The organism is Natrinema sp. HArc-T2, from assembly GCF_041821085.1.
In the GTDB taxonomy this organism is placed as follows: domain Archaea; phylum Halobacteriota; class Halobacteria; order Halobacteriales; family Natrialbaceae; genus Natrinema.
In genome coordinates this window covers 562,064-584,448 of sequence record NZ_JBGUAZ010000001.1, presented here as the reverse complement: position 1 = coordinate 584,448, position 22,385 = coordinate 562,064, and the positions used below count along the sequence as shown (strand labels likewise).

The following is a 22,385-nucleotide window of genomic DNA, read 5'->3' as shown; positions in this document are numbered from 1 at the left end:
TGTCGCGAACCCTGAGACTGGCGCGCGCGAGCCAACACGGCCACTGCAGGCCCACAACTTATGTGCTAGATCGCCGAATGTGTGGTGTGATACCTCTCATCAGTATAGACTTCTGGCAATATTTTCTCGCAATTAAGTCCTGGTAAATACCTTTTGGGGCTAAGGCTAAGTAGCTGGATTACTCACTCATTAAATACTATCGGTATCCGTTCGCCGGACCGATCCACTCCGCGCCCGTCCCCGGCGCACCGTTGCTCGATACCCGTGAGGGTGTCACGCGACGGAAAGTGGTGATAGGTGACACATGACACGACAGACAGCCGCCCACGACAGGGCCACGCTCCTCGGGACCCCGCTCGAGGGGCTAGTATCACTTCCATTGACGAGAGGCGCGCCGATCCCGTCACGCCGGGTGACGCGACGGAGTTCGACAGTTCGGCCACGAGATGACTCGGCAGATCGACCGACGTCCGCTTCCACGTCCCGTGCGATCACGGACGACCGCAATCGGGGGAACCCGCACCCAATGATACCATGACCGGTGACATCGAGACACTCGAGCAGCTCAGTACGGACTACAAGGAATCGATACCCGCAGACCTGCGGGAAACCAAGTCCTTCGACTGGTACTTGGAAGCCGTCTACGAGGACCCGAAGATCGCCCGCAACGCCCACCAGCGCGTCGCGGACATGTTCGACTACTACGGCACCACCTACGACGAAACCGAAGGGATGGTCGAGTACCAGCTTGCGAGCGAGGATCCGCTCAACGACGGCGAGAACACCTTCTACGGCAAGGTGATCCACCAGTCGATCCACGAGTTCGTCAACAAGGTCAAATCGGGCGCCAGACGGCTGGGTCCCGAACGCCGGATCAAACTCCTGCTCGGTCCCGTCGGCTCCGGGAAGTCCCACTTCGACAAGCAGGTCCGGCGCTACTTCGAGGACTACACCCTCCGCGATGAGGGCCGAATGTACACCTTCCGGTGGACCAACCTCTGTGACGTCATCCAGGACCAGGACCCGGCCGACGACGTCGTCCGCTCGCCGATGAACCAGGACCCGCTCGTCTTGCTGCCGCTCGAGCAGCGCCAGCGGGTTATCGACGATCTCAACGAGAACTTAGACGCGCCCTACACCATCCAGAACGAGCAGGCGCTGGATCCCGAAAGCGAGTTCTACATGGACAAGCTGCTGGCGTACTACGACGACGACCTCCAGCAGGTCTTAGAGAACCACGTCGAGATCGTCCGCTTCGTCGCCGACGAGAACAAACGCCAGGGCCTGGAGACGTTCGAGCCCAAGGACAAGAAAAACCAGGACGAGACCGAACTCACCGGCGACGTCAACTACTCGAAGATCGCCATCTACGGCGAAAGCGACCCGCGTGCGTTCGACTACTCGGGGGCGTTCTGTAATGCGAACCGCGGGATCTTCTCCGGCGAGGAACTGCTCAAACTCCAGCGGGAGTTCCTCTACGACTTCCTGCACGCGACCCAGGAACAGACGATCAAGCCCAAGAACAACCCGCGGATCGACATCGACCAGGTGATCGTCGGGCGGACGAACATGCCCGAGTACAAGGACAAGAAGGGCGACGAGAAGATGGAGGCCTTTAACGACCGCACCAAGCGGATCGACTTCCCTTACGTCCTCTCCTACGAGGACGAGGCCAACATCTACAACAAGATGTTGAACAACGCCGACGTCCCCGACATCAACGTCGAGCCCCACACCCTGGAGATGGCAGGCCTGTTCGGCGTCCTCACGCGCATCGAGGAGCCCGACACCGAGACCGTCGATCTGCTCTCGAAGGCCAAAGCCTACAACGGCGAGATCGACGAGGGCGACGATATCGACGTCAAGAAGCTCCGCGAGGAAGCCGAAAGCAAAGCCGAGATCGGCGAGGGCATGGTCGGCATCTCACCGCGCTTCATCGGCGACGAGATCGCCGAGGCGATCATGGACTCGAAACACCGCCAGCGTGGCTTCCTCTCGCCACTGACGGTGTTCAACTTCTTCGAGGAGAACTTAGAGCACCACGGCTCCATTCCCGAAGACAACTTCGAAAAGTACTACCGCTACCTCGAGACGGTCCGCGAGGAGTACCGTGAGCGCGCCATCGAGGACGTCCGCCACGCGCTGGCCTACGACATCGACGAGATCCAGCGCCAGGGCGAGAAGTACATGGATCACGTGATGGCATACATCGACGACGACACCATCGAGGACGAACTCACCGGCCGCGAACAGGAGCCCGACGAGACGTTCCTCCGATCGGTCGAGGAGAAACTCGACATCCCCGAGGACCGCAAGGAGGACTTCCGCCAGGAGGTCTCGAACTGGGTCTCCCGACGCGCTCGCGAAGGCGAGGCGTTCAACCCGCAGGACAACGAGCGCCTGCGCCGCGCACTCGAGCGCAAGCTCTGGGAAGACAAGAAACACAACATCAACTTCTCCGCGCTGGTCAGCGCCAACGAGTTCGACGACGACGAACGCTCGTCGTGGATCGACGCGCTGATCGAACAGGGCTACTCCGAGGAGGGAGCCAAGGAAGTACTCGAGTTCGCCGGCGCGGAGGTCGCCAAAGCCGAGATGGAAGACTAACATGCCACGAGGAACCGACTACGTCCGTGACGCCGACCGCGCCCTAGAGGAGACCTACGAGGAGCCGATGAGCCTCGCGGCGTACGTCGACCGGATCTTCGAGAACCCGTCGATCGCCTCCCACGCCTCGAAGTACTTGCTCGAGGCGATCGAGGCCGCCGGCACCCGGACCGTGGTCGAGGAAGGCGAGGAGAAAGAGCGGTATCGCTTCTTCGACGATCCGCACAACGACGGCGAACACGCGATCCTCGGCAACACCGAGGTACTCAACGGATTCGTTGACGATCTGCGGTCGATCGCCGCCGGTCGGGCGAAAGACGAGAAGATCATCTGGTTCGAGGGGCCAACCGCGACCGGTAAGTCCGAACTCAAGCGCTGTCTGGTCAACGGACTGCGTGAGTACTCGAAGACACCCGATGGCCGCCGATACACCGTCGAGTGGAACGTCACGACCGCCGACGCCGGCGAGCGCGGGCTGAGCTACGGTGGCGACGCCACCGCAGCCGACGAGCAGAACTGGTACGAAAGCCCCGTGCAAGCCCACCCGCTGTCGGTCTTCCCCGAAGACGTCCGCGCGGATCTGCTTGCACAACTCAACGGCGAACTCGACGATCACGTCCCGATCCAGGTCGGCGCACAGCTCGATCCGTTCTCCCGAGAGGCCTACGAGTTCCTCGAGGAACGGTACCGCCGAGAGGGCGAGGACGAGCTGTTCTCGGCGATCACCGACGAGGACCACCTCCGGGTGAAAAACTACGTCGTCGACGTCGGCCAGGGCGTCGGCGTCCTCCACAGCGAGGACGACGGTCGTCCCAAAGAACGGCTCGTCGGCTCGTGGATGCACGGGATGCTCCAGGAACTCGACTCGCGCGGGCGCAAGAACCCGCAGGCGTTCAGCTACGACGGCGTCCTCTCGCAGGGCAACGGCGTCCTCACCATCGTCGAGGACGCGGCCCAGCACGCCGACCTGCTCCAGAAGCTGCTGAACGTCCCCGACGAGCAGTCGGTGAAACTGGACAAGGGGATCGGGATGGACGTCGACAGCCAGCTGCTGATCATCTCAAATCCCGACCTCGAGGCCCAGCTCAACCAGCACGCCGACCGCAACGGGATGGACCCGCTGAAGGCGCTGAAACGGCGGCTGGACAAACATCGTTTCGGGTATCTGACGAACCTCTCGCTCGAGACGGAGCTGATCCGGCGCGAACTAACGGGTGAGACTGCAGTCTGGGAGGCCGAGAGCTACGACGAACTCGCGGACCGGATCCGCGAGCCGGTGCGGGTAACGGTCAAGGACCGCGACGGCCAGACGCGCGTCCAGGAGTTCGCACCGCATGCGATCGAGGCGGCCGCGCTGTACGCAGTCGTCACGCGCTTAGACGAGGAAAACCTCCCGAACGGGCTGGATCTCGTCGACAAGGCGCTGATCTACGATCAGGGCTACCTGCAGGAGGGCGACAGCCGCCGGGAAAAAGAGGAGTTCGACTTCGACGACGATGGGGCAGATGGCGATCACGGGGTTCCCGTCACGTACACGCGGGATACGCTCGCGGAGTTGCTCCAGACCGACCGCGACCGCCACCACGCCGACCTGCCGGTCGAGGACGTGGTCATGCCCCGCGACGTGTTAAACGCCATGGTCGAGGGGCTGGCCGACGCACCGGTGTTCTCGTCGGGCGAGCGCTCGGAGTTCGAAAACCGCGTCGTCCCCGTGAAAAACTACGTCTACGACCAGCAGGAGTCCGACGTCATCGAGGCCATCATGCACGACAAACGCGTCGACGAGGAGACCGTCGCCGAGTACGTCGAACACGTCTACGCCTGGGAGACCGACGAGCCGCTGTACAACGACCGCGGCGAGCGCGTCGAGCCCGATCCGCTGAAGATGAAGCTGTTCGAGGTCGAACACCTGGGACGGTTCTCCGAGGCCGAATACGAGGGGAACCTCCCCCGCGAGAGCGTCCGGAACTTCCGACGCGAGAAGGTCATCACGTCGCTGAACCGCCACGCCTGGGAGCACCGCGACGCGGATTTCGCGGTCGAAGATGTCGACCTGACGGCGATCCCAGTGATCAAGACCGTCCTCGAGAGCCACGACTGGGACGACGTCGAGCGTACTTTCGAGGACTTCGACCCGCGCCAGTGGGACGATCCGCCGAGCGGGACCGAGACAGCGGCGGTCAAGGAAGACACGATCGAGACGATGGTCGACCTCTTCGGCTACTCGGAGGCGTCGGCCGAACTGACGAGCAGACACGTTATGGGACAGGTGAGCTACCGATGGGACTGAGAGACGACCTCGAGCGATTCCGTGAAGTCGGTGAAGAGCGCCGCGAAGATCTGTCCGACTTCATCCAGTACGGCGAACTCGGCAGGAGCGGCCCGGGCGAGATCAACATCCCGGTGAAAATCGTCTCGCTGCCGGAGTTCGAGTACGACCAGCGCGACAAAGGCGGCGTCGGACAGGGCGAGGACGGCACGCCGGATACCGGCCAGCCGGTCGGCCAGCCACAGCCCCAGCCCGGCGACGACGACGGCGAGGACGGCGAACCCGGCGAGGAAGGCGGCGAGCACGAGTACTACGAGATGGACCCGGGGGAGTTCGCCGAGGAACTCGACGAGGAACTCGGGCTCGACCTCGACCCGAAGGGCAAGACGGTCGTCGAGGAGAAGGAGGGGCCGTTTACGGACCTCACCCGGACCGGCCCGAACAGCACGCTCGACTTCGAGCGGATGTTCAAGGAGGGGCTCAAGCGCAAGCTCGCGATGGACTTCGACGAGGAGTTCCTGCGCGAACTCTGTAAAGTCGAGGGCATCTCCCCGCGCGACGTCTTCGAGTGGGCCCGCGGCGAGAACCTCCCGGTGTCGATGGCCTGGATCGAAGAGGCCTACGCGGACATTCCCGACGAGGAACGCGGCAAATGGGCCTCGATCGAGGAGGTCGAGGACCACGTCGAGCGCGAAGACGTGCAACAGAAAATCCGCCGCGAGGGGATCGACCACGTCCCGTTCCGCCGCGAGGACGAACGCTACCGCCACCCCGAAATCATCGAGGAGAAAGAGAAGAACGTCGTCGTCGTCAACATCCGCGACGTCTCGGGCTCGATGCGCGAGAAGAAACGCGAACTCGTCGAGCGGACGTTCACGCCGCTGGACTGGTACCTCCAGGGCAAGTACGACAACGCCGAGTTCGTCTACATCGCCCACGACGCCGATGCCTGGAAGGTCGAACGCGACGAGTTCTTCGGCATCCGCAGCGGCGGCGGCACCAAGATCTCGAGCGCCTACGAACTCGCGAACGAACTGTTAGAGGAGTACCCCTGGAGCGACTGGAACCGATACGTCTTCGCCGCGGGAGACTCCGAGAACTCCTCGAATGACACGGGCGAGCGTGTGATCCCGCTGATGGAAGAGATTCCGGCCAACCTCCACGCCTACGTGGAGACCCAGCCGAGCGGCAACGCGATCAACGCCACCCACGCCGAGGAACTCGAACGCCACTTCGGTACCGATGCCGACGACGTCGCGGTTGCCTACGTTAACGGCAAAGACGACGTCACCGACGCAATCTACGAAATCCTCTCGACGGAGGGTGAAACCGATGAGTAAACGTAATTCTAACGCGGATCGCTTCCGCAAACAGGCGATCGCCAGCGACCTCGAGGAGCCGGTCACGGAGGCTCGAAACCTCGCACAGAAACTCGGCCTCGAGCCGTATCCAGTCAAGTACTGGATCATCGACTACGACGAGATGAACGAACTCATCGCCTACGGCGGGTTCCAGTCGCGGTACCCTCACTGGCGGTGGGGAATGCAGTACGACAAACAGCAAAAGCAGGGCCAGTACGGCGGCGGGAAGGCCTTCGAGATCGTCAACAACGACAATCCCGCCCACGCGTTCCTGCAGGAGTCGAATACGGTTGCCGACCAGAAGGCCGTTATCACCCACGTGGAGGCCCACTCCGATTTCTTCGCGAACAACGACTGGTTCGGTATGTTCACTCGCGGCCAGTCCGATGAGGGACAGGTCAACGCCGCCGCCATGCTCGAACGGCACGCGCGGGCGATCGACGAATACATGTCCGACCCAGAGATCGACCGCGCCGAGGTCGAGAAGTGGATCGACCACTGTCTCAGCCTCGAGGACAACATCGACCAACACCAGGTGTTCAGCCGGCGACTCGACGTCGACGGGCCGGCGGGCGCGGAGATCGATGAGGACCTCGCCGAGCGGCTCGACGAGCTCGAGCTCTCCGACGAGATCAAAGGCGAGGTGTTCAACGAGGAGTGGATCGAGAAACTCGAGGACGAGGAGCTCACCGCCAGCTTCCCCGAAGAGCCCCAGAAGGACGTACTGGCGTTCGTCCGCGAACACGGCAAGCAGTACGACGACGAGACCGGTCGGGCAGTCGAGATGGAAGAGTGGCAACGCGACATCCTCGATATGATGCGCGCGGAGGCCTACTACTTCGCCGCCCAGAAGATGACGAAGGTGATGAACGAGGGGTGGGCCGCCTACTGGGAGTCGACGATGATGACCGACGAAACCTTCGCCGGCGACGACGAGTTCTTAAATTACGCCGATCACATGGCGAAAGTCCTGGCGTCGGGCGGACTCAACCCCTACAGCCTCGGGATGGAACTCTGGGAATACGTCGAGAACACCACGAACCGCCGGGAGGTCTTAGAGCGCCTGCTGCGCGTCGAGGGTATCTCCTGGCGCAACCTCACCGATGTCGTCGACTTCGACGAGGTGCTCGAGACGCTCGAGCCCCCGGCAGCACTCGCGACGATTACCCCCGAGACGCTCGACGATCTCACGGACGTTCGAGACGAGTGGGTCGACCACGAGGCCTTCGAGCGGGCCCGCGCGGGCGAGATCGATGTCGAACAGTACCCCTGGAAGGTGCTGACCTATGAGGGACTGGCCCGGCGTCACTACTCGCTGGTCAAGCGCCAGAACCGCGGGTTCCTCGCGCGCGTGAATCAGAACGAACTCGAGCGCATCGGTCGCTACCTGTTCGACGACGCGCGCTACTCGTCGGTTGAGGAGGCGCTCGCGGACGTCGACTTCACCGTCGGCTGGGATCGGCTGTTCGATGTCCGGAAGAGCCACAACGACGTGACGTTCCTCGATGAGTTCCTCACCCAGGAGTTCATCACCGAGAACAACTACTTCACCTACGAGCACTCGAAGGCGACCGGGCAGTTCCACGTCACGAGTGACGCGGCTGAAGACGTCAAAAAGAAGCTCCTGTTGCAGTTTACCAACTTCGGGAAGCCGACGATCGCGGTTTACGACGGCAACTACAACAACGCCAACGAACTCCTGCTTGGCCACCAGTACAACGGCGTCATGCTCAATCTCGGGCAGGCCAAGGAGACGCTCAAGCGGATCTTCGAGTTGTGGGGGCGACCGGTAAACCTGCTGACGATCGTCAAGGAAGTCGACGACCACGACATCGAGGTCGCAAAGCGGCGCAACCGCGAGCCCGAACCCGAAGAGCAGGGCAAGCTGATCCGCTACGACGGGCAGACGGTGACGGTCGAAGACGTGCCGTGGGACGATGTTGAACATCTCGCAGCCGACGACGTCGATTACGACACCAAGCCCGACGAGTGGCTGGCCTAGAGGCAACCGGTCGCCGTTCGTTCCGACCGAATCGCGTCGGTCAGCCAGAATGTTTTTACCGATTATCCCCCATGCAGGGGACACGATGAATCGGGAAGGTGGGGAGACCGTCGAACCTGGTGGTCGGGGGGCCATCAGAGCAGATCTACCGTCAATCCTTGCACAACTCGACGATCATGTCTCGACAGAACAACGGGCAGCCGTTCGCCGAATTCGGACTGCCATCGAGGACCGAGAGCAGGCAGCGGCGTACGTCCCAACGGTGCCGAAACTCCGGGCGCTGCTCGAACAGCCGGAGGCCGACTTTCACGACGAGGTCGCCGCCTGTCTCGCCACGCTGGCAGCCGAAGCACCCACCGACGTCGCACCTTCGAGTGGGACGCTCGTCGCCGTCGCCCGCGAGCGTGCCGACCAGCCGATCGCGCGCGAGCTTCTTCGTGCCCTCGCGGCTGTGGCAGCCGAGCGACCGGACGTCGTCGCCGAGCACGCCGACGGGATCGTCGACGTCCTCGAGCGCCGCCACGGCTACGATCGCAGTGGGCTCGAGGCACTCGCACACGTCTCGGATCACGCGCCGACGGCGGTCGAACCGGCGGGATCCATGCTCATCGATGCGCTTTCGGCGAACCCGACCGAGAACGGCGGGCCGACGCTCCGCGCGCTCGGTCGACTCGCGCGCTCCGAGGCGACGGTGCCGTCACTCGAGTTCGTCGGCGACGCCGCCGCACTCGTCACTCACGACGACCCATCGTTGCGACACAGCGCGATCGGCTGTCTCGGCGATGTCGCCCATCGCGATCCCGCCGTGGTCGCGTCGGTTGCGACCGAGTTCGAGGCGGCGCTTTCGGCTGCCGATCCCGACACCCGGGCACTGGCGGCGGCTACGATCGGTCGTATCGCTGCCGGCGTCGAAACGGCGATCGATCCGGTGCACTGGCAGGTGTTCGAGTTGCTGGCGGACGACCATCCACACGTCCGCGCACGCGCCTGCATCGCGCTCGGTCACGGCGGCGTCGACGCGGCCACGCCGCGGCTACGCGATCTCGCACGGACGGATCCGTCTCCGACCGTCCGCGATCGGGCGGCGTGGGCCGTGCGCCGCCTGTCGTAATTCCGCCGTCAGGGACGCGAATACAACCGGAACGTAATCGATCCTCGCAGCCGAAACCTCGCGTATGACGTTTTCCGTCGACACCGACACACGGCTGACGACCGTCGACGTGACCGATCAGGTTGCTGCTGCCGTTCCCGACGACCTCAAGGCCGGGCTCTGTACGGCCTTTGTCAGGCACACGACGGCTGGCCTCGTCGTGCAGGAAAACGAGCCACGACTCCGGGGCGACATCGAGTCGTTTCTGGGCGAGGTCGTCCCCGACGAGGGACACGCACACGACGACCTCGACGGCAACGCGGACTCACATCTCCGGGCCGCGCTGGTCGGACCGGACGTCACGATTCCCGTCGAGAACGGGGAGTTAGCGCTGGGGACGTGGCAGTCGGTGTTACTGCTCGAGTGTGACGGGCCGCGCACGCGGACGGTTACGGTGACGACCGTCGGCGACTGATACGGACTCCTTTCAGTCAGTGCCGGCGCACCCGCGACCCGTCCTGCGGATGCGCCGGTACCCAGTGATAGCAGACCGGATGACGACCTGTGATGCGTGAGCCCTGCCTTTGATGCAGCCGAATGGTGTATGTGGCCGTATGTCATTGACGACTTCGTTCGACGTCGACTTCAGCGACACTGTGGCGGTAATCACCGGTGCCAGCGGCGCACTCGGCAGCGCCGCCGTCGACCGCTTTCGTGAGGCAGGTGCGACGGTCTGTGCCGTCGACGTGGTCGAACCCGACGACGAGGACAGTCTGCTCGAGCGCGATCCGACCGACGACTCCGACTTCGCGTTCTACGAGGCCGATCTGACCGACGAAGACGACGTGGCGGCGCTCGTTGACGCCGTTATCGACGATCATGGCCGAATCGATCATCTGTTGAACATCGCCGGCACGTGGCGTGGCGGCGAGCACATCGAGGACACCGATCTCTCGGAGTTCGACCTCCTCATGAATATCAACCTGAAGACGGCGTTTCTCGCTTCGAAACACGCTCTGCCACATCTGCAGGAGACGGAGGGCTCGATCGTCAGTATCAGCGCGCGCTCTTCACTCGAGGGCGGCGAGGGAGACGGTCCCTACCGGATCACGAAAGCCGGGATTCGCCTGTTGACGGAGACGCTCGCTGAGGAGAACCGTGGGACCGTGCGTGCGAACTGCGTCATGCCGAGCGTGATCGATACGCCGATGAATCGCGAAATGATGCCCGACGCGGATCACGATTCGTGGGTCGAGCCGCTCGAGATCGCCGACGTGATGGCCTTCCTCTGTAGCGACGGCGCGGCGGTAACCAGCGGCGCTGCGGTGCCGGTCTACGGCGAGGCCTGAGACCAACTCGAGGTTCGCTCAAAAGCGGCAAGCGACCGATCGGAGCGACTCTTAGTGACTGATCAGAGGTTCGCACCCAGCCACTCGGCGAAGCCACCAGTCAGGAACCCGTAGTAGTCCCACGCGTTCAGCACGATCAGAACGATCAGCGCGAGAACGACCGGGACTCGGACGAACCAGATCCACGCCGATCCCAGCGAGCCGACGTTTTTGATGCCTTTGCTGACCTCCTCGAGCGCGAGATCTGGAACGATCCAGCCGACGAAGATCGACAACAGGAGACCGCCGAGCATGAGCAGGATGCTGTTGGCGAAGCCGTCGTAGAGGTCGATGAAGACGAGGTCGAGCGCGGCCGGCGTTCCGACGAGGAACATGGCCACGCCCAGTGCAGCCGTCGCAGGAACGCGACCGATGCCACGTTCGTCGATCAAGTAGGAGACGACGACCTCCATAATACTGATCGCACTCGAGAGCGCGGCGATGGCGACCGTGCCGAAGAAGATCGCACCGAGGATGCCACCGAACGGGAGTTCGGCAAACGCCGCAGCGAGACTCACGAAGATGAGCGCCGGACCGGACGCGCCGGGCTCGATCCCCGCTGCGAACAGAATGGGGAACGCAATCAACCCGGCGGTAAAGGCAATAAAGGTGTCGAGGACGGCGATGATACCGGCGTCTTCGGCGAGGTTCCGGTCCTCACCGAGGTAGGAGGCGTACGTGATCATCACACCCATCCCGAGTGACAGCGTAAAGAACGCTTGTGCGGCTGCTGCCGGGAGAATCGTCGTCCAGTTCGACGCGATGGTGCTGAAGTTCGGCGAAAGATAGTACGCGTAGGCCTCAGTCGCTCCGTCGAGGGTAAACGCGTACGCGGCGAGACCGACCGAAATGATGATAATCGCGGGTACCATCAACTTGACAGAAAGTTCGATCCCACGCTCGATACCAAGTGCCACGATCGCGATGACTGCGGCCATGAAGATCGCGTGCAGGACGACAGCGTCCATGCCGCTTGCGGCCCCGAGGAACTGCTCGAGTGCCCCATCAGCCGTGTAGTCCCCTTGCAATCCGAGGAGAACGTATCTGAGCGTCCAGCCGGCGACGACGCTGTAGTATGAAAGGATGACGAACCCAGCCGTGACGAAGACCCAGCCGATCTTCGTCCACGCGCCGCTTCCGATCCGTTTCAGTGCTCCAACGGGATTTCGTTCGGTATTCCGACCGACGACGAATTCGACGAGGATCACTGGGAACCCGATCCCGACGATCAACAGGAGGTAAATAAAGAGGAATCCTGCTCCACCCTGTTCACCCACCTGATAGGGGAACCGCCAGATGTTACCTAGTCCGACTGCGCTCCCCACTGCAGCCAGAATAAACCCTGTTCGTGTTGCCCATGATTCGCGTTGTGCCATACCCGCTGTTATCTATGATACGCCCATATAGCTTTCCTTGGGCAATCCCTCATGTAGTGAGTAATGGCCAATAATCGTGAGGGAGTTACGGAATCCTTTTGCAGTTGGTCCTCACACAACGCGGTATGAATCGCGCAGGGGTGTTCCCAGCATGACGATGGAGGATCGCATCGACGAACTCGAGGAGCTCCGCGAAGAGGCCCGCAAGGGCGGTGGCGAAGCACGGATCGAAAAACAACACGATAAGGGGAAGATGACCGCCCGCGAGCGGATCGACTACTTCCTCGACGAGGGGACCTTCACGGAGTTCGACCAGCTCCGGACCCACCAGACGAGCCAGTTTGGCATGGAAGAGAAGAAAGTGCCGGGCGACGGCGTCGTCACGGGCTACGGCGAGGTCAACGGCCGGACCACCTTCGTCTTCGCCCACGACTTCACCGTCTTCGGTGGCTCGCTCGGTGAGGTCTTCGCCGAGAAGATCTGCAAAGTCATGGACATGGCGATGGAGGTCGGCGCGCCCGTCATCGGGCTCAACGACTCCGCTGGCGCGCGCATTCAGGAGGGTGTCAAGAGCCTCGCCGGCTTCACCGAAATCTTCCGACGCAACCAGGAAGCAAGCGGTGTCATTCCCCAGATTTCGGGTATCATGGGGCCGTGTGCCGGTGGGGCGGTCTACTCGCCGTCGATCACCGACTTCATCTTCATGGTGAAAGACACGAGCCACATGTACATTACCGGGCCCGGCGTCACCAAGACCGTCACCGGTGAGGACGTCACCCACGAGGAACTCGGCGGCGCGATGACCCACTCCGACAAGACCGGTGTCGCCCAGTTCGCCTGCGAGAGCGAGGAACAGGCACTCGACGATATCAAACGCCTCCTCTCGTATCTCCCGCAGAACAACGTCGAGGACCCGCCGCGCGTCGAGCCGTGGGACGACCCCGACCGACGCGACGAGAAACTCAAAGACATCGTCCCGCCAAGTCCGCAAAAGCCCTACGACATGAACGACGTCATCGACTCGGTCGTCGACGAGGGCTCGTTCTTCGAGGTCGCGGACAACTTCGCACAGAACATCGTCGTCGGCTTCGGCCGTCTCGACGGCCGTTCCGTCGGGATCGTCGCCAACCAGCCGCGGGTCAACGCCGGCACGCTCACCGTCGACGCCTCGATGAAGGGCTCGCGGTTCGTCCGCTTCTGTGACTCCTTCAACATCCCGATCGTCACGTTCGTCGACGTCCCCGGCTATATGCCCGGCACCGACCAGGAACACCGTGGGATCATCCGCCACGGCGCGAAACTGCTGTACGCCTTCTCCGAGGCGACCGTCCCACTGCTGACCGTCATCACGCGGAAAGCCTACGGTGGTGCCTACTGTGTCATGGCCTCGAAGAACCTCGGCGCAGACGTCAACTACGCCTGGCCGACCGCCGAGATCGCCGTCATGGGCCCACAGGGCGCGGTCAACATCCTCTACCGCGAGGAACTCGCCGAAGCCGACAACCCCGACGAACTCCGCGACGAACTCATCGAAGAGTACCGCGAGGAGTTCGCCAACCCATACACTGCAACGGACAAGGGCTTCCTCGACGACGTCATCGTCCCAACCGAGACCCGCCCGCGGCTGATCGACGACCTGAAAATGCTCGAGTCCAAGCGCGAGGACAAGCCCGACAAGAAACACGGCAACATCCCGCTGTAGTATGACCTCACAGCAACAGACCACCGCCGACGGCGGGACCGCGTCAGCGCCGGCGGACGAGACGACCGTTGCCGACGGCGCCGCGCCCGGCCTCGAGGCAGCCTTGCCCGGCGACGTCTCCATCGACTTGCCCGACGACGCCGACGAGGAGGAGGCCGCGGCGATCGCGGCCGCCATCGGTGCCCATCTCCACGATCACGCGCTCGCAGTCGCCGCAGCGGCGGCCGGCGGCGAGGAGACGTGGGACGACAAGCGCTGGGCCTTCGCCGGTCGAGTGCGCGCACAGCAACACCGGACCGTTCGCGTTCCGCGTGACGCGCCGACCAACGCGTGGTCGGCAGCGGGACGGACCGACCGGTTCTGAACGCACCGGTAGCCGTTTTTTCGAGACGGACGTCGCTCGAGGCCTGTTTTGACGGCGTGTTTCGGTTACCTGTGGGTCAACCAGAACGTCGGTGTGCAAAATGATCAGCAAAAATGTCATTCTAATATTATTTATTCCAACTCCCTTTCCCATCACAAAACATATATGTTTTTGATAATTCGATATGTATATGCAACGTAGAAATCTTCTGAGAAGTGTTCCTGTGGTTGCAATCTCTTCTGTCGCTGGCTGTATTGGATCGTACAATGAATCGGGGTATTCCTTTTCTTTAACGCCGCTAACCGCCGGGAAGTTCGAAGACCGCATAGCAGGCCGCGAAGATGATTTGATTCCATCCCCACTTATTCTAGACTTTGTTTCTAGATTGCTCACCGGAGACAAAATCACGCTTGAAGTAAGTAATCTCGAGCTCTTCGAACGAGCAACGTATGAATCGTTTTTTCACTATATCGAAGAACAGTCATTCTACCGAATCGATAAAACGACGCTTGAGACAGGGACAGTTACTGGCTTAGAATATAAAATATCCCGGAGCGGGATCCAACCAGATCCATCGGAAGGAGAGGTCCTACAACTTACAGAACTCCCATATTATGATCAATGGCAACTTCATAATTCGCTCACTCTCTCAGAGAGTGGCGGAGTCATTCCATTTTCAGATACGTTTGTGTCAGGATATCTTGATTCAGCCTATCAATCAAATTCACTGCTTGCCAATGGTATCGATCAGGAGTTTGTAAAATTCAACGATAGATACATCAAGCTAGAAGAGAAAGGGCAGCATTCAACATCGATGGAACGGGTTCGGTATTCAGCGACACCTGTTGCGAAAGACTCCGCTTCGTTTGGTGAGTATATTACTGAGAACTATGCTATTGCGGCAGCTGACCTTAGTGCGGATATCCGAGAGTTCCTCGGCAGAGTAGCAAAGAATGGTGGAAGATACTCTATCTCGAGAGATGATGAAAAATTCGAATCACAAAGAGAGATTCTCGACCAGATCCGAACCAGAGCTAGGGAGTTTTGGGAGAATACTGACGAAGATCTAGAATTCGGGTCTCATCCGCCAGGTACAAGCCATTTATATATTGAATATGAGGATGATGGCTATTTGTTCTCTTGGCATGGATGGGCTGCACCGTAGCAACGATAGTTCGCTGCTGAACAAGTGAGTGAGTTACTGTTAATCCAAATACGCATCGGACACGACCGGAATCGGATTTCAGAAAGATCGACCCTCGAGAGAAACAGCCGTCCTACTTCGATTCCGGAGTCGACTCCGAGTCGGCAGCCGACGACGGTTCGGAGACGTCGATCTCCGTTCCCACATCGCCGCCCTCTTTGATCGCACGCGCCTGTTCTTCCATCGCCTCGACGTCCATCTCTGCTTGCTCGTCGATTTCGCCGATGATGTCGGCGATGTCATCGAGGCCGATCAGCTCGCGGGTTTCCTCGTCGAACTCGAGGCTCTCGAGGTCCGCACCGTCTTCTTTGACGTCGCTGCCCGAGAGGTGTTTGCCGTAGCGGCCCACCAGCGAGGTGAGTTCCTGGGGCATGACGAACGTCGTCGACTCACCCTGGCCGATGTCGGCGAGTGTCTCCATGCCCTTGTCGATGACGGCACGTTCGCCCATCGACTCGGCCGAGCGCGCGCGCAAGACAGTCGAGATCGCATCCCCCTGCGCTTCGAGGATCTGGCTCTGTTTTTCACCCTGGGCGCGGATGATGTTCGACTGTTTGTCACCTTCGGCCTTCTCGACGGCGCTACGGCGTTCACCCTGGGCCTCGAGGATCATCGCCCGGCGGCGACGCTCGGCGGAGGTCTGTTCTTCCATCGCACCCTTGACGCCCTGGGAGGGGGTGACCTCGCGGACTTCGACTGATTCGACGCGGATGCCCCACTCGTCGGTGGGTTCGTCGAGTTCGGTGCGGATACGCTCGTTGATCAGCTCGCGTCGACTCAGCGTGTCGTCGAGTTCCATATCGCCGATCACTGCACGTAGCGTCGTCTGGGCGAGGTTCGAGACCGCCCGCTGGTAGTCGTCGACCTCGAGAAACGCGCGCTTGGCGTTCATCACCCGGATGTAGACGACGGCGTCGGCGGTCACCGGGGAGTTGTCCCGCGTGATCGCTTCCTGGCTCGGCACGTCGATCGTCTGCGTGCGCATATCGAACGTGTAGAGCCGCGAGACGAACGGCGGGACGATGTTCAGGCCCGGCTCTAAGAGCTCGCGGTACTCGCCGAAGACGGTCAGCGCGGCTCTGTCGTAGGCGTCGACGATCTCGACCATCTGCCAGACCGTGATCACGACGAGTACGAGCCCGATCGACCCGACCAGCAGGATCGGGTCCTCGAGCACCGATTGTGTCTGGAGTGGAGTGGCTACCAGCTCGTCCATCGTGTGATTGAGGGGTTCAGTTCGGATAACGCTTGTCCATAACTAGCATACTCCACTGTCTTCCGTGTGTGAGACTGGTTCGCTACGTAACAAAAACGGTCGTCGCGACGAATCAGTTGCGAAAAAGTAAGGTAGGCCCCTCACGACGGTTTCGACAGGAATGTTTAGGAAGGTTCTCGTGGCGAACCGCGGGGAGATCGCCGTCCGTGTCATGCGGGCGTGTGAAGAACTGAATATCGGGACCGTCGCCGTCTACTCCGAGGCCGACAAGGACTCGGGTCACGTCCGGTACGCCGACGAAGCGTACAACGTGGGGCCGGCTCGAGCGGCTGACTCGTATCTCGATCACGAGGCCGTCATCGAGGCTGCGCGCAAGGCCGACGCCGACGCCATCCACCCCGGCTACGGCTTCCTCGCCGAAAACGCCGAGTTCGCCCGCAAGGTCGAGGAGACCGAGGGGATCACCTGGGTCGGTCCATCCGGCGACGCGATGGAGGCCCTCGGCGAGAAGACCAAGGCCCGCACGATCATGCAGGACGCGGACGTGCCGATCGTCCCCGGGACGACCGACCCCGTCACCGACCCCGAGCAGATCAAGGAGTTCGGCGAGGAACACGGCTACCCGATCGCCATCAAGGCCGAAGGTGGCGGTGGCGGCCGCGGGATGAAGGTCGTCTGGGACGAAAGCGAAGTCGAAGACCAGTTCGAGAGCGCCCAGCGCGAGGGTGAAGCCTACTTCGACAACGCCTCGGTCTACCTCGAGCGCTACCTCGAGCAGCCTCGTCACATCGAGGTCCAGATCGTCGCCGACCAGCACGGCAACGTGCGCCACCTCGGCGAGCGTGACTGTTCGCTCCAGCGCCGCCACCAGAAGGTCATCGAGGAAGGTCCCTCGGCGGCGCTGTCGGACGAGCTCCGCGAGAAGATCGGCGAAGCCGCCCGTCGCGGCGTCGCGGCGGCCGACTACACCAACGCCGGCACCGTCGAGTTCCTCGTCGAGGAGGACCCTGGCCGCGAGGCGGGCGAACTGCTCGGTCCCGACGCGAACTTCTACTTCCTCGAGGTCAACACGCGGATTCAGGTCGAGCACACGGTCACCGAGGAGATCACCGGCATCGACATCGTCAAGCGCCAGCTCGAGATCGCCGCCGGCGAGGAACTCGACTTCGCACAGGAGGACGTCGACATCGACGGCCACGCGATCGAGTTCCGGATCAACGCCGAGAACGCGGCCAACGACTTCGCGCCCGCGACCGGCGGCACGCTCGAGACGTACGACCCACCAGGCGGGATCGGCGTCCGGATGGACGACGCGCTCCGACAGGGCGACGAGCTCGTCACGGACTACGACTCGATGATCGCCAAACTCGTCGTCTGGGGCGAAGACCGCGACGAGTGTATCGAGCGGTCGCTGCGTGCCCTCCGTGAGTACGACATCGAGGGCATCCCGACGATCATCCCGTTCCACCGGCTGATGCTGACTGACGAGGAGTTCGTCGCGAGTACCCACACCACGAAGTACCTCGACGAGGAACTCGACGAGACGCGTATCGAAGAGGCCCAGGAGCAGTGGGGCGGTGACACCGGCGACGGTGCCAGCGAAGAGGACGAGGAGGCCGTCGAACGCGAGTTCACCGTCGAAGTCAACGGCAAGCGCTTCGAGGTCGAACTCGAGGAACACGGCGCACCCGCGATCCCGGCCGGCGACATCGACGCCGGCGGCGCACAGGCCAGCCGTCCGGAGCCAGCAGGTGGCTCGAGCAGCGACGAGGCCGAAATCGCAGGCGACGGCGAGACCGTCGACGCCGAGATGCAGGGCACGATCCTCGACGTCGAAGTCGAGATCGGTGACGAGGTCGCCGCCGGCGACGTGCTGGTCGTCCTCGAAGCCATGAAGATGGAAAACGACATCGTCGCCTCACAGGGCGGTGAGGTCACGCAGATCGCCGTCGAAGAAGGCGAGAGCGTCGACATGGGCGACACGCTGGTCGTCCTCGAGTAACGCAGCCGAGCGACTCAGTCGATCTCGTTTTTTGCCGATCAGAAGCACTGGAGTTACCCGACCGTTTGAGCTGGAGTCGGCCTCGAGTCACAACGGTGACGGCTCGACCGGGTAGCAAGGTGAGGTATTCCCGCGCACTGGGAGGTGACGGAACGGCCTTCGGTATCGTCTCGTAGGTGTCGATATGGTCGAGAACGCACGTGGGTCATCTGCCGAACGCGATGACCGAGGGAACCCAACGCCGCAGTGGGAGGTTTTCATCCGCGCCGAGACGGACGAGCCACTCCGCCACGTCGGGAGCGTCGCTGCCGCCAGCGGGACGGAAGCGCACGAACACGCATCCCGGCTGTTCGGCTGGGACGCCGCCGACATCTGGCTCTGTCCGGCCGAGGCGGTCGAACGGCATTCGACGCGCGGACTCGCGGCGACGGCCGACAGCCGATCGAACGAGGCCGACGACGACAGCGATGAACCACACAGAGAATCGAACCCTGAGCACGCCACGGAGGTCCAAGACGCATGATCTCGATCAGTAAACTCCTCTGTGACCTCGACGCGGAAGGCGATGGGCTACGCTACGACGCCGCCGAGGGCTCGAAAAAGCCCCAGATCACCGAGGAGAAACAGCGACGACCGGTCGTCGTCTGGAATACGACCCGTCGGTGTAATCTCTACTGTTCGCACTGCTATGCCGGTGCGGACCTCGAGCCCGCAGCCGGCGAGTTCACGACTGCCGAAGGCAAGGCGTTCCTCGACCAGCTTGCCGAGTACGGCGCGCCGGTCGTGCTCTTCTCCGGCGGCGAACCGCTCGTGCGTGATGATCTGGTCGAACTCGTCTCCTATGCAGCCGATCAGGGACTCCGGCCAGTGCTATCCTCCAACGGGACGCTCATCACCTGCGAGAAAGCCGCGGCGCTGCGCGACGCCGGGCTTCAGTACGCCGGCATCTCCGTCGACGGTCTCCCCGAGCGAAACGATCGGTTCCGCGGCGAGGAGGGCGCGTTCGACGCCGCCGTCCGCGGCATCGAGAACTGTCTCGATGTCGGTCTCAAGACCGGGCTACGCTATACGATCACCGAAGCCAACGCGCCCGATCTCGAGGGGGTCGTCGACTTGCTCGCCGAGAAAGGGCTCGATCGCTTCTGTTTCTACCATCTCGATTACGGCGGTCGCGGAGCTGAAATCGTCGACGCCGATCTCTCCCCACAGGAGAAACGCGAAGCGGTTCGGCGCGTGGCAGATCTAACGCTCGAGTATCACGATCGCGACGAGGAAATCGAAACGCTGCTGGTGGGCAACTACGCCGACGCGGCCTTCCTCGTGGAGTACGCCCGCGAGGAGTTCGGCGAGGCGAAAGCGCAGGCGGTCTACAACTACCTCGAGCGAAACGGCGGCGACCCGACCGGCGAGCGGATCGCCGACGTGGATTATCAGGGTAACGTCCACCTGACTCAGTTCTGGCAGGGGTACAGCCTCGGCAACGTCCGGGATCGGCCCTTCGGCGAGATCTGGGAAGACGAGTCGAACCCCCTGCTCGAGGCGCTTCGCAACCGCGAGGACCACCTCAAAGGCAAGTGTTCGGACTGCCAGTATCAGTCGATCTGTCGCGGCGCCTCGCGGTTGCGCGCGCTGGCATCGACCGGCGACCTCTTTGAACCCGACCCGCAGTGTTACCTCTCCGACGACGAGGTCCGCGGTGGAGAAGTGGGATCGATGGTCGGCGGTGCCGCAGACTGAGTCCGTCACCGTCGACGCGGGGTCGCTCAACAGCAGAACATGAAGGGATAGATCAGCGCGACGCGGTCACCATCGGTCAGTTCCGCCTCGAACCCACCGAGGTGTTCGTTGAACCGACCGTTGACACAGACCCGCGCATACGGTCGGGTCTGGTCACCCTCCGGATTCTTGCGCCACGTGCCGGGCAGGTCATCGGGGACCGGTGCCCACCCGCTGTGGGTCGCCTCGGACTCGGTTTCCGCAATGAGCATATCCTCGAGCCCGTACTCCTCGAAAAAGGCTTCGAGGAAGTCACGAAGTCGGTCGCCGTCGAAGGTAAACTCGAGTTCGTGACTGCCGACAGCGTCGCGGACGTGACCAGTACAGCGGACTGTCACTGTCGTCGTAGCATCGCTTCGACTGTCGGTCTCGGTGCCGGTGGCTCGGTTGGCTCCCATACGGGAACGATACGGCTCACACGTGTAAACACATCATTGCGAATATGTTCGGGGGGTGGCCGTGGCTGCCAGTCGTCCGCTACCTCGAAATCTAACTCTCGCCAGCGCGGACACGGTGCGGACGATGAGGTGGTCCCTGCCGAACATGTAACGCAATCAATTCAAATAGGGCTGCAGGCTTGCGGTTTTCCCGCCGCTACAACCGATGACTGTCCGATTGATGTCGGTCCTTGAACAGTTTTAGATCGTGTGAAATCAATAAAATGATGGCTGTATTAAGGGACAACAAATACATTATCGCACACATTCGGACGCTAACGGCCAGAATTGGATTTTGCGATCAGGTTGAGGTCAGAGGATTTATACTGGATCGATGTAAGAGTCCGGCCAATGCTACTCTCAGTCGATCGCTCGGAACCGACAGTCGGGCAGTCAGTAAGTTTCGACGTGATCGAGGCCGTCGCCGAGCGTGAAGGCGTCGACCCGATCGACCTCGAGCCACCCGAATACGATGCCCTCTACGACGTGATCAATCCCGAGGCGCTCGACGCGCTCTTTGCGACCCGCGAGAACGGTCGAGAGCGACCAACCGGTCGCATCGAGTTCCCCTTCTGTGGCTATCACGTTGTCGTCACGAGTGACGGCGATGTCGAGGTTTCCGATCTCGAATGAAGACGGCGCTCCCTAAGCACATCCGGGATTCACTACGCCCCTGTAGTAACAACTGAGACGGTCGCGGTTGCCCGGGATCTCGGGACAGCAGCCGTCTCACTCGTCGGCCATCGCAGCCTCGAAGACGCGCTCGTGGAGTCTGTCGGCAACGGTCTCCATCAACGGTTCCAGATTGACCGTATCCGCGCGGTTGTACTCGATAAGGGTCTCGAGGGACCGCTCATCGCCGCGTTCGTACTCGTGCCAGAGCCGAACCGCGTCGCGACCGCTGATGTCGGGCATGTCCCGGTCGATCCCGAGGTTTTGCTCGATGACTTTCAGTCCGCCGTCGAGCCCCAGTTTCTTGCAGGGATACATGAGATCGACGTGGGGGACGTCGATCTCGACGTCGAAACACGTCTCGAGGAAGGGCACGTCGAACCGCTGTCCGTTGAACGTGACGAGCAGGGCCGATTCCTCGAGTTCACGTGTGAGGCGATCGCTCGTCAGATCGCGTCCTTTGACGAACGTCTTCGTCTCGCCGCCCTGGTGGAGGCTGACGGTCGTCACGTGGTTCGTCTCGGCGCTGAGGCCGGTCGTCTCGATGTCCAGAAAGCAGGTCTCGCTGCGGACGTTCTCGTAGCACCGCCAGCGACTCGAGGCAGGCAGCGCCTCCGCGAAGACGGAAACATCGCCACGTTGCAGGTGGGTCCGGCCTTCGTCGATGAACGTCTCGATCCGATCCGCGAGCGTCGAGCCGACGACGCTGCCGTCGAACTCGTCCCAGTGAGTCACGCCGTTTTCCCAGAGGCGTCGTTCCGTGGTTTCCCCGACGCCACGCACGGGAATGAAGCTATTCTCGATTCGCACACCCGTTCAGGGGTCCGGTGGGGCTAAAAGCGCTTGGATCGGCTGTGAGCGCGACACTGGAGTTGTAGATCCGGGCGCCCGCTTTTTGATGTGGGCGACCGTAGAACTC

General features: G+C 62.0%; 18 protein-coding genes. 14 read left to right on the top strand and 4 right to left on the bottom strand.

What is annotated here, in order from left to right; genetic code table 11:
* Positions 1-534: 534 nt before the first annotated feature.
* The 7 genes from ACERI1_RS02980 to ACERI1_RS02950 all read left to right on the top strand — a co-directional run bounded on the left by ACERI1_RS02980 (position 535) and on the right by ACERI1_RS02950 (position 10,678).
* Positions 535-2,607: a PrkA family serine protein kinase gene (locus ACERI1_RS02980; protein ID WP_373616537.1), complete on the top strand. Its 2,073-nt coding sequence runs from the start codon at positions 535-537 to the stop codon at positions 2,605-2,607.
* 1 nt (position 2,608) lies between these two features.
* Entirely contained in the window at positions 2,609-4,897 is a 2,289-nt protein-coding gene (locus ACERI1_RS02975) for a PrkA family serine protein kinase (protein ID WP_373616536.1), read from the top strand.
* Positions 4,888-6,216: a YeaH/YhbH family protein gene (locus ACERI1_RS02970; RefSeq protein ID WP_373616535.1), complete on the top strand. Its 1,329-nt coding sequence runs from the start codon at positions 4,888-4,890 to the stop codon at positions 6,214-6,216. Before ACERI1_RS02975 ends, ACERI1_RS02970 begins: the two co-directional genes overlap by 10 nt.
* Positions 6,209-8,239 (top strand): SpoVR family protein, encoded by a 2,031-nt coding sequence (locus ACERI1_RS02965; RefSeq protein WP_373616534.1) that lies wholly within the window; start codon positions 6,209-6,211, stop codon positions 8,237-8,239. Before ACERI1_RS02970 ends, ACERI1_RS02965 begins: the two co-directional genes overlap by 8 nt.
* 85 nt (positions 8,240-8,324) lie before the next feature.
* Positions 8,325-9,350 carry a HEAT repeat domain-containing protein gene (locus tag ACERI1_RS02960; RefSeq protein ID WP_373616533.1) on the top strand — a complete coding sequence of 342 codons (1,026 nt, stop codon included), beginning with the start codon at positions 8,325-8,327 and terminating at the stop codon, positions 9,348-9,350.
* A 64-nt stretch (positions 9,351-9,414) separates the two neighbouring features.
* The gene (locus ACERI1_RS02955) at positions 9,415-9,804 is read left to right on the top strand and encodes a secondary thiamine-phosphate synthase enzyme YjbQ (protein ID WP_373616532.1); all 390 of its coding nucleotides are present in this window, start codon (positions 9,415-9,417) and stop codon (positions 9,802-9,804) included.
* A gap of 139 nt (positions 9,805-9,943) precedes the next feature.
* Positions 9,944-10,678, top strand: a complete 735-nt coding sequence (locus ACERI1_RS02950) for an SDR family oxidoreductase (RefSeq protein ID WP_373616531.1) — start codon at positions 9,944-9,946, stop codon at positions 10,676-10,678.
* A gap of 62 nt (positions 10,679-10,740) precedes the next feature.
* Here ACERI1_RS02950 and ACERI1_RS02945 read toward each other — a convergent pair whose 3' ends face one another.
* The gene (locus ACERI1_RS02945; RefSeq protein ID WP_373616530.1) at positions 10,741-12,093 is read right to left on the bottom strand and encodes a sodium-dependent transporter; all 1,353 of its coding nucleotides are present in this window, start codon (positions 12,091-12,093) and stop codon (positions 10,741-10,743) included.
* Positions 12,094-12,250: 157 nt separating this feature from the next.
* Here ACERI1_RS02945 and ACERI1_RS02940 point away from each other — a divergent pair, with 157 nt between their 5' ends.
* The 3 genes from ACERI1_RS02940 (at position 12,251) to ACERI1_RS02930 (ending at position 15,324) form a co-directional block, all read left to right on the top strand.
* Positions 12,251-13,795: an acyl-CoA carboxylase subunit beta gene (locus ACERI1_RS02940; protein WP_373616838.1), complete on the top strand. Its 1,545-nt coding sequence runs from the start codon at positions 12,251-12,253 to the stop codon at positions 13,793-13,795.
* 1 nt (position 13,796) lies between these two features.
* A complete protein-coding gene (locus ACERI1_RS02935; protein WP_373616529.1) occupies positions 13,797-14,159 on the top strand; it encodes a hypothetical protein in 363 nt (120 codons plus the stop codon).
* A gap of 190 nt (positions 14,160-14,349) precedes the next feature.
* Complete coding sequence (locus tag ACERI1_RS02930) at positions 14,350-15,324, top strand: hypothetical protein (protein WP_373616528.1); 975 nt, start codon at positions 14,350-14,352, stop codon at positions 15,322-15,324.
* A 112-nt stretch (positions 15,325-15,436) separates the two neighbouring features.
* On the opposite strand, the gene ACERI1_RS02925 is transcribed toward ACERI1_RS02930, so the two are convergent.
* Positions 15,437-16,579: an SPFH domain-containing protein gene (locus tag ACERI1_RS02925; protein ID WP_373616527.1), complete on the bottom strand. Its 1,143-nt coding sequence runs from the start codon at positions 16,577-16,579 to the stop codon at positions 15,437-15,439.
* Positions 16,580-16,739: 160 nt separating this feature from the next.
* Between ACERI1_RS02925 and ACERI1_RS02920 the strand changes: the two genes are divergently transcribed.
* The 3 genes from ACERI1_RS02920 to ACERI1_RS02910 all read left to right on the top strand — a co-directional run bounded on the left by ACERI1_RS02920 (position 16,740) and on the right by ACERI1_RS02910 (position 20,318).
* Positions 16,740-18,581 carry an acetyl-CoA carboxylase biotin carboxylase subunit gene (locus tag ACERI1_RS02920; RefSeq protein ID WP_373616526.1) on the top strand — a complete coding sequence of 614 codons (1,842 nt, stop codon included), beginning with the start codon at positions 16,740-16,742 and terminating at the stop codon, positions 18,579-18,581.
* Between the two features lie 184 nt (positions 18,582-18,765).
* Positions 18,766-19,104 (top strand): Htur_1727 family rSAM-partnered candidate RiPP, encoded by a 339-nt coding sequence (locus ACERI1_RS02915; protein WP_373616525.1) that lies wholly within the window; start codon positions 18,766-18,768, stop codon positions 19,102-19,104.
* Complete coding sequence (locus ACERI1_RS02910; protein WP_373616524.1) at positions 19,101-20,318, top strand: TIGR04347 family pseudo-SAM/SPASM protein; 1,218 nt, start codon at positions 19,101-19,103, stop codon at positions 20,316-20,318. The genes ACERI1_RS02915 and ACERI1_RS02910 overlap by 4 nt, the downstream gene beginning before the upstream one ends.
* 26 nt (positions 20,319-20,344) lie before the next feature.
* Here ACERI1_RS02910 and ACERI1_RS02905 read toward each other — a convergent pair whose 3' ends face one another.
* On the bottom strand, positions 20,345-20,755 hold the full coding sequence (locus tag ACERI1_RS02905; RefSeq protein ID WP_373616523.1) for a pterin cluster protein: 411 nt from the start codon (positions 20,753-20,755) through the stop codon (positions 20,345-20,347).
* Between the two features lie 390 nt (positions 20,756-21,145).
* On the opposite strand from ACERI1_RS02905, the gene ACERI1_RS02900 reads away from it, so the two are divergent.
* A complete protein-coding gene (locus ACERI1_RS02900; RefSeq protein ID WP_373616521.1) occupies positions 21,146-21,427 on the top strand; it encodes a HalOD1 output domain-containing protein in 282 nt (93 codons plus the stop codon).
* A 96-nt stretch (positions 21,428-21,523) separates the two neighbouring features.
* Here the strand turns inward: ACERI1_RS02900 and ACERI1_RS02895 are convergent, their stop codons facing one another.
* Positions 21,524-22,276 (bottom strand): ribonuclease H-like domain-containing protein, encoded by a 753-nt coding sequence (locus ACERI1_RS02895; RefSeq protein ID WP_373616520.1) that lies wholly within the window; start codon positions 22,274-22,276, stop codon positions 21,524-21,526.
* Positions 22,277-22,385 lie beyond the last annotated feature (109 nt).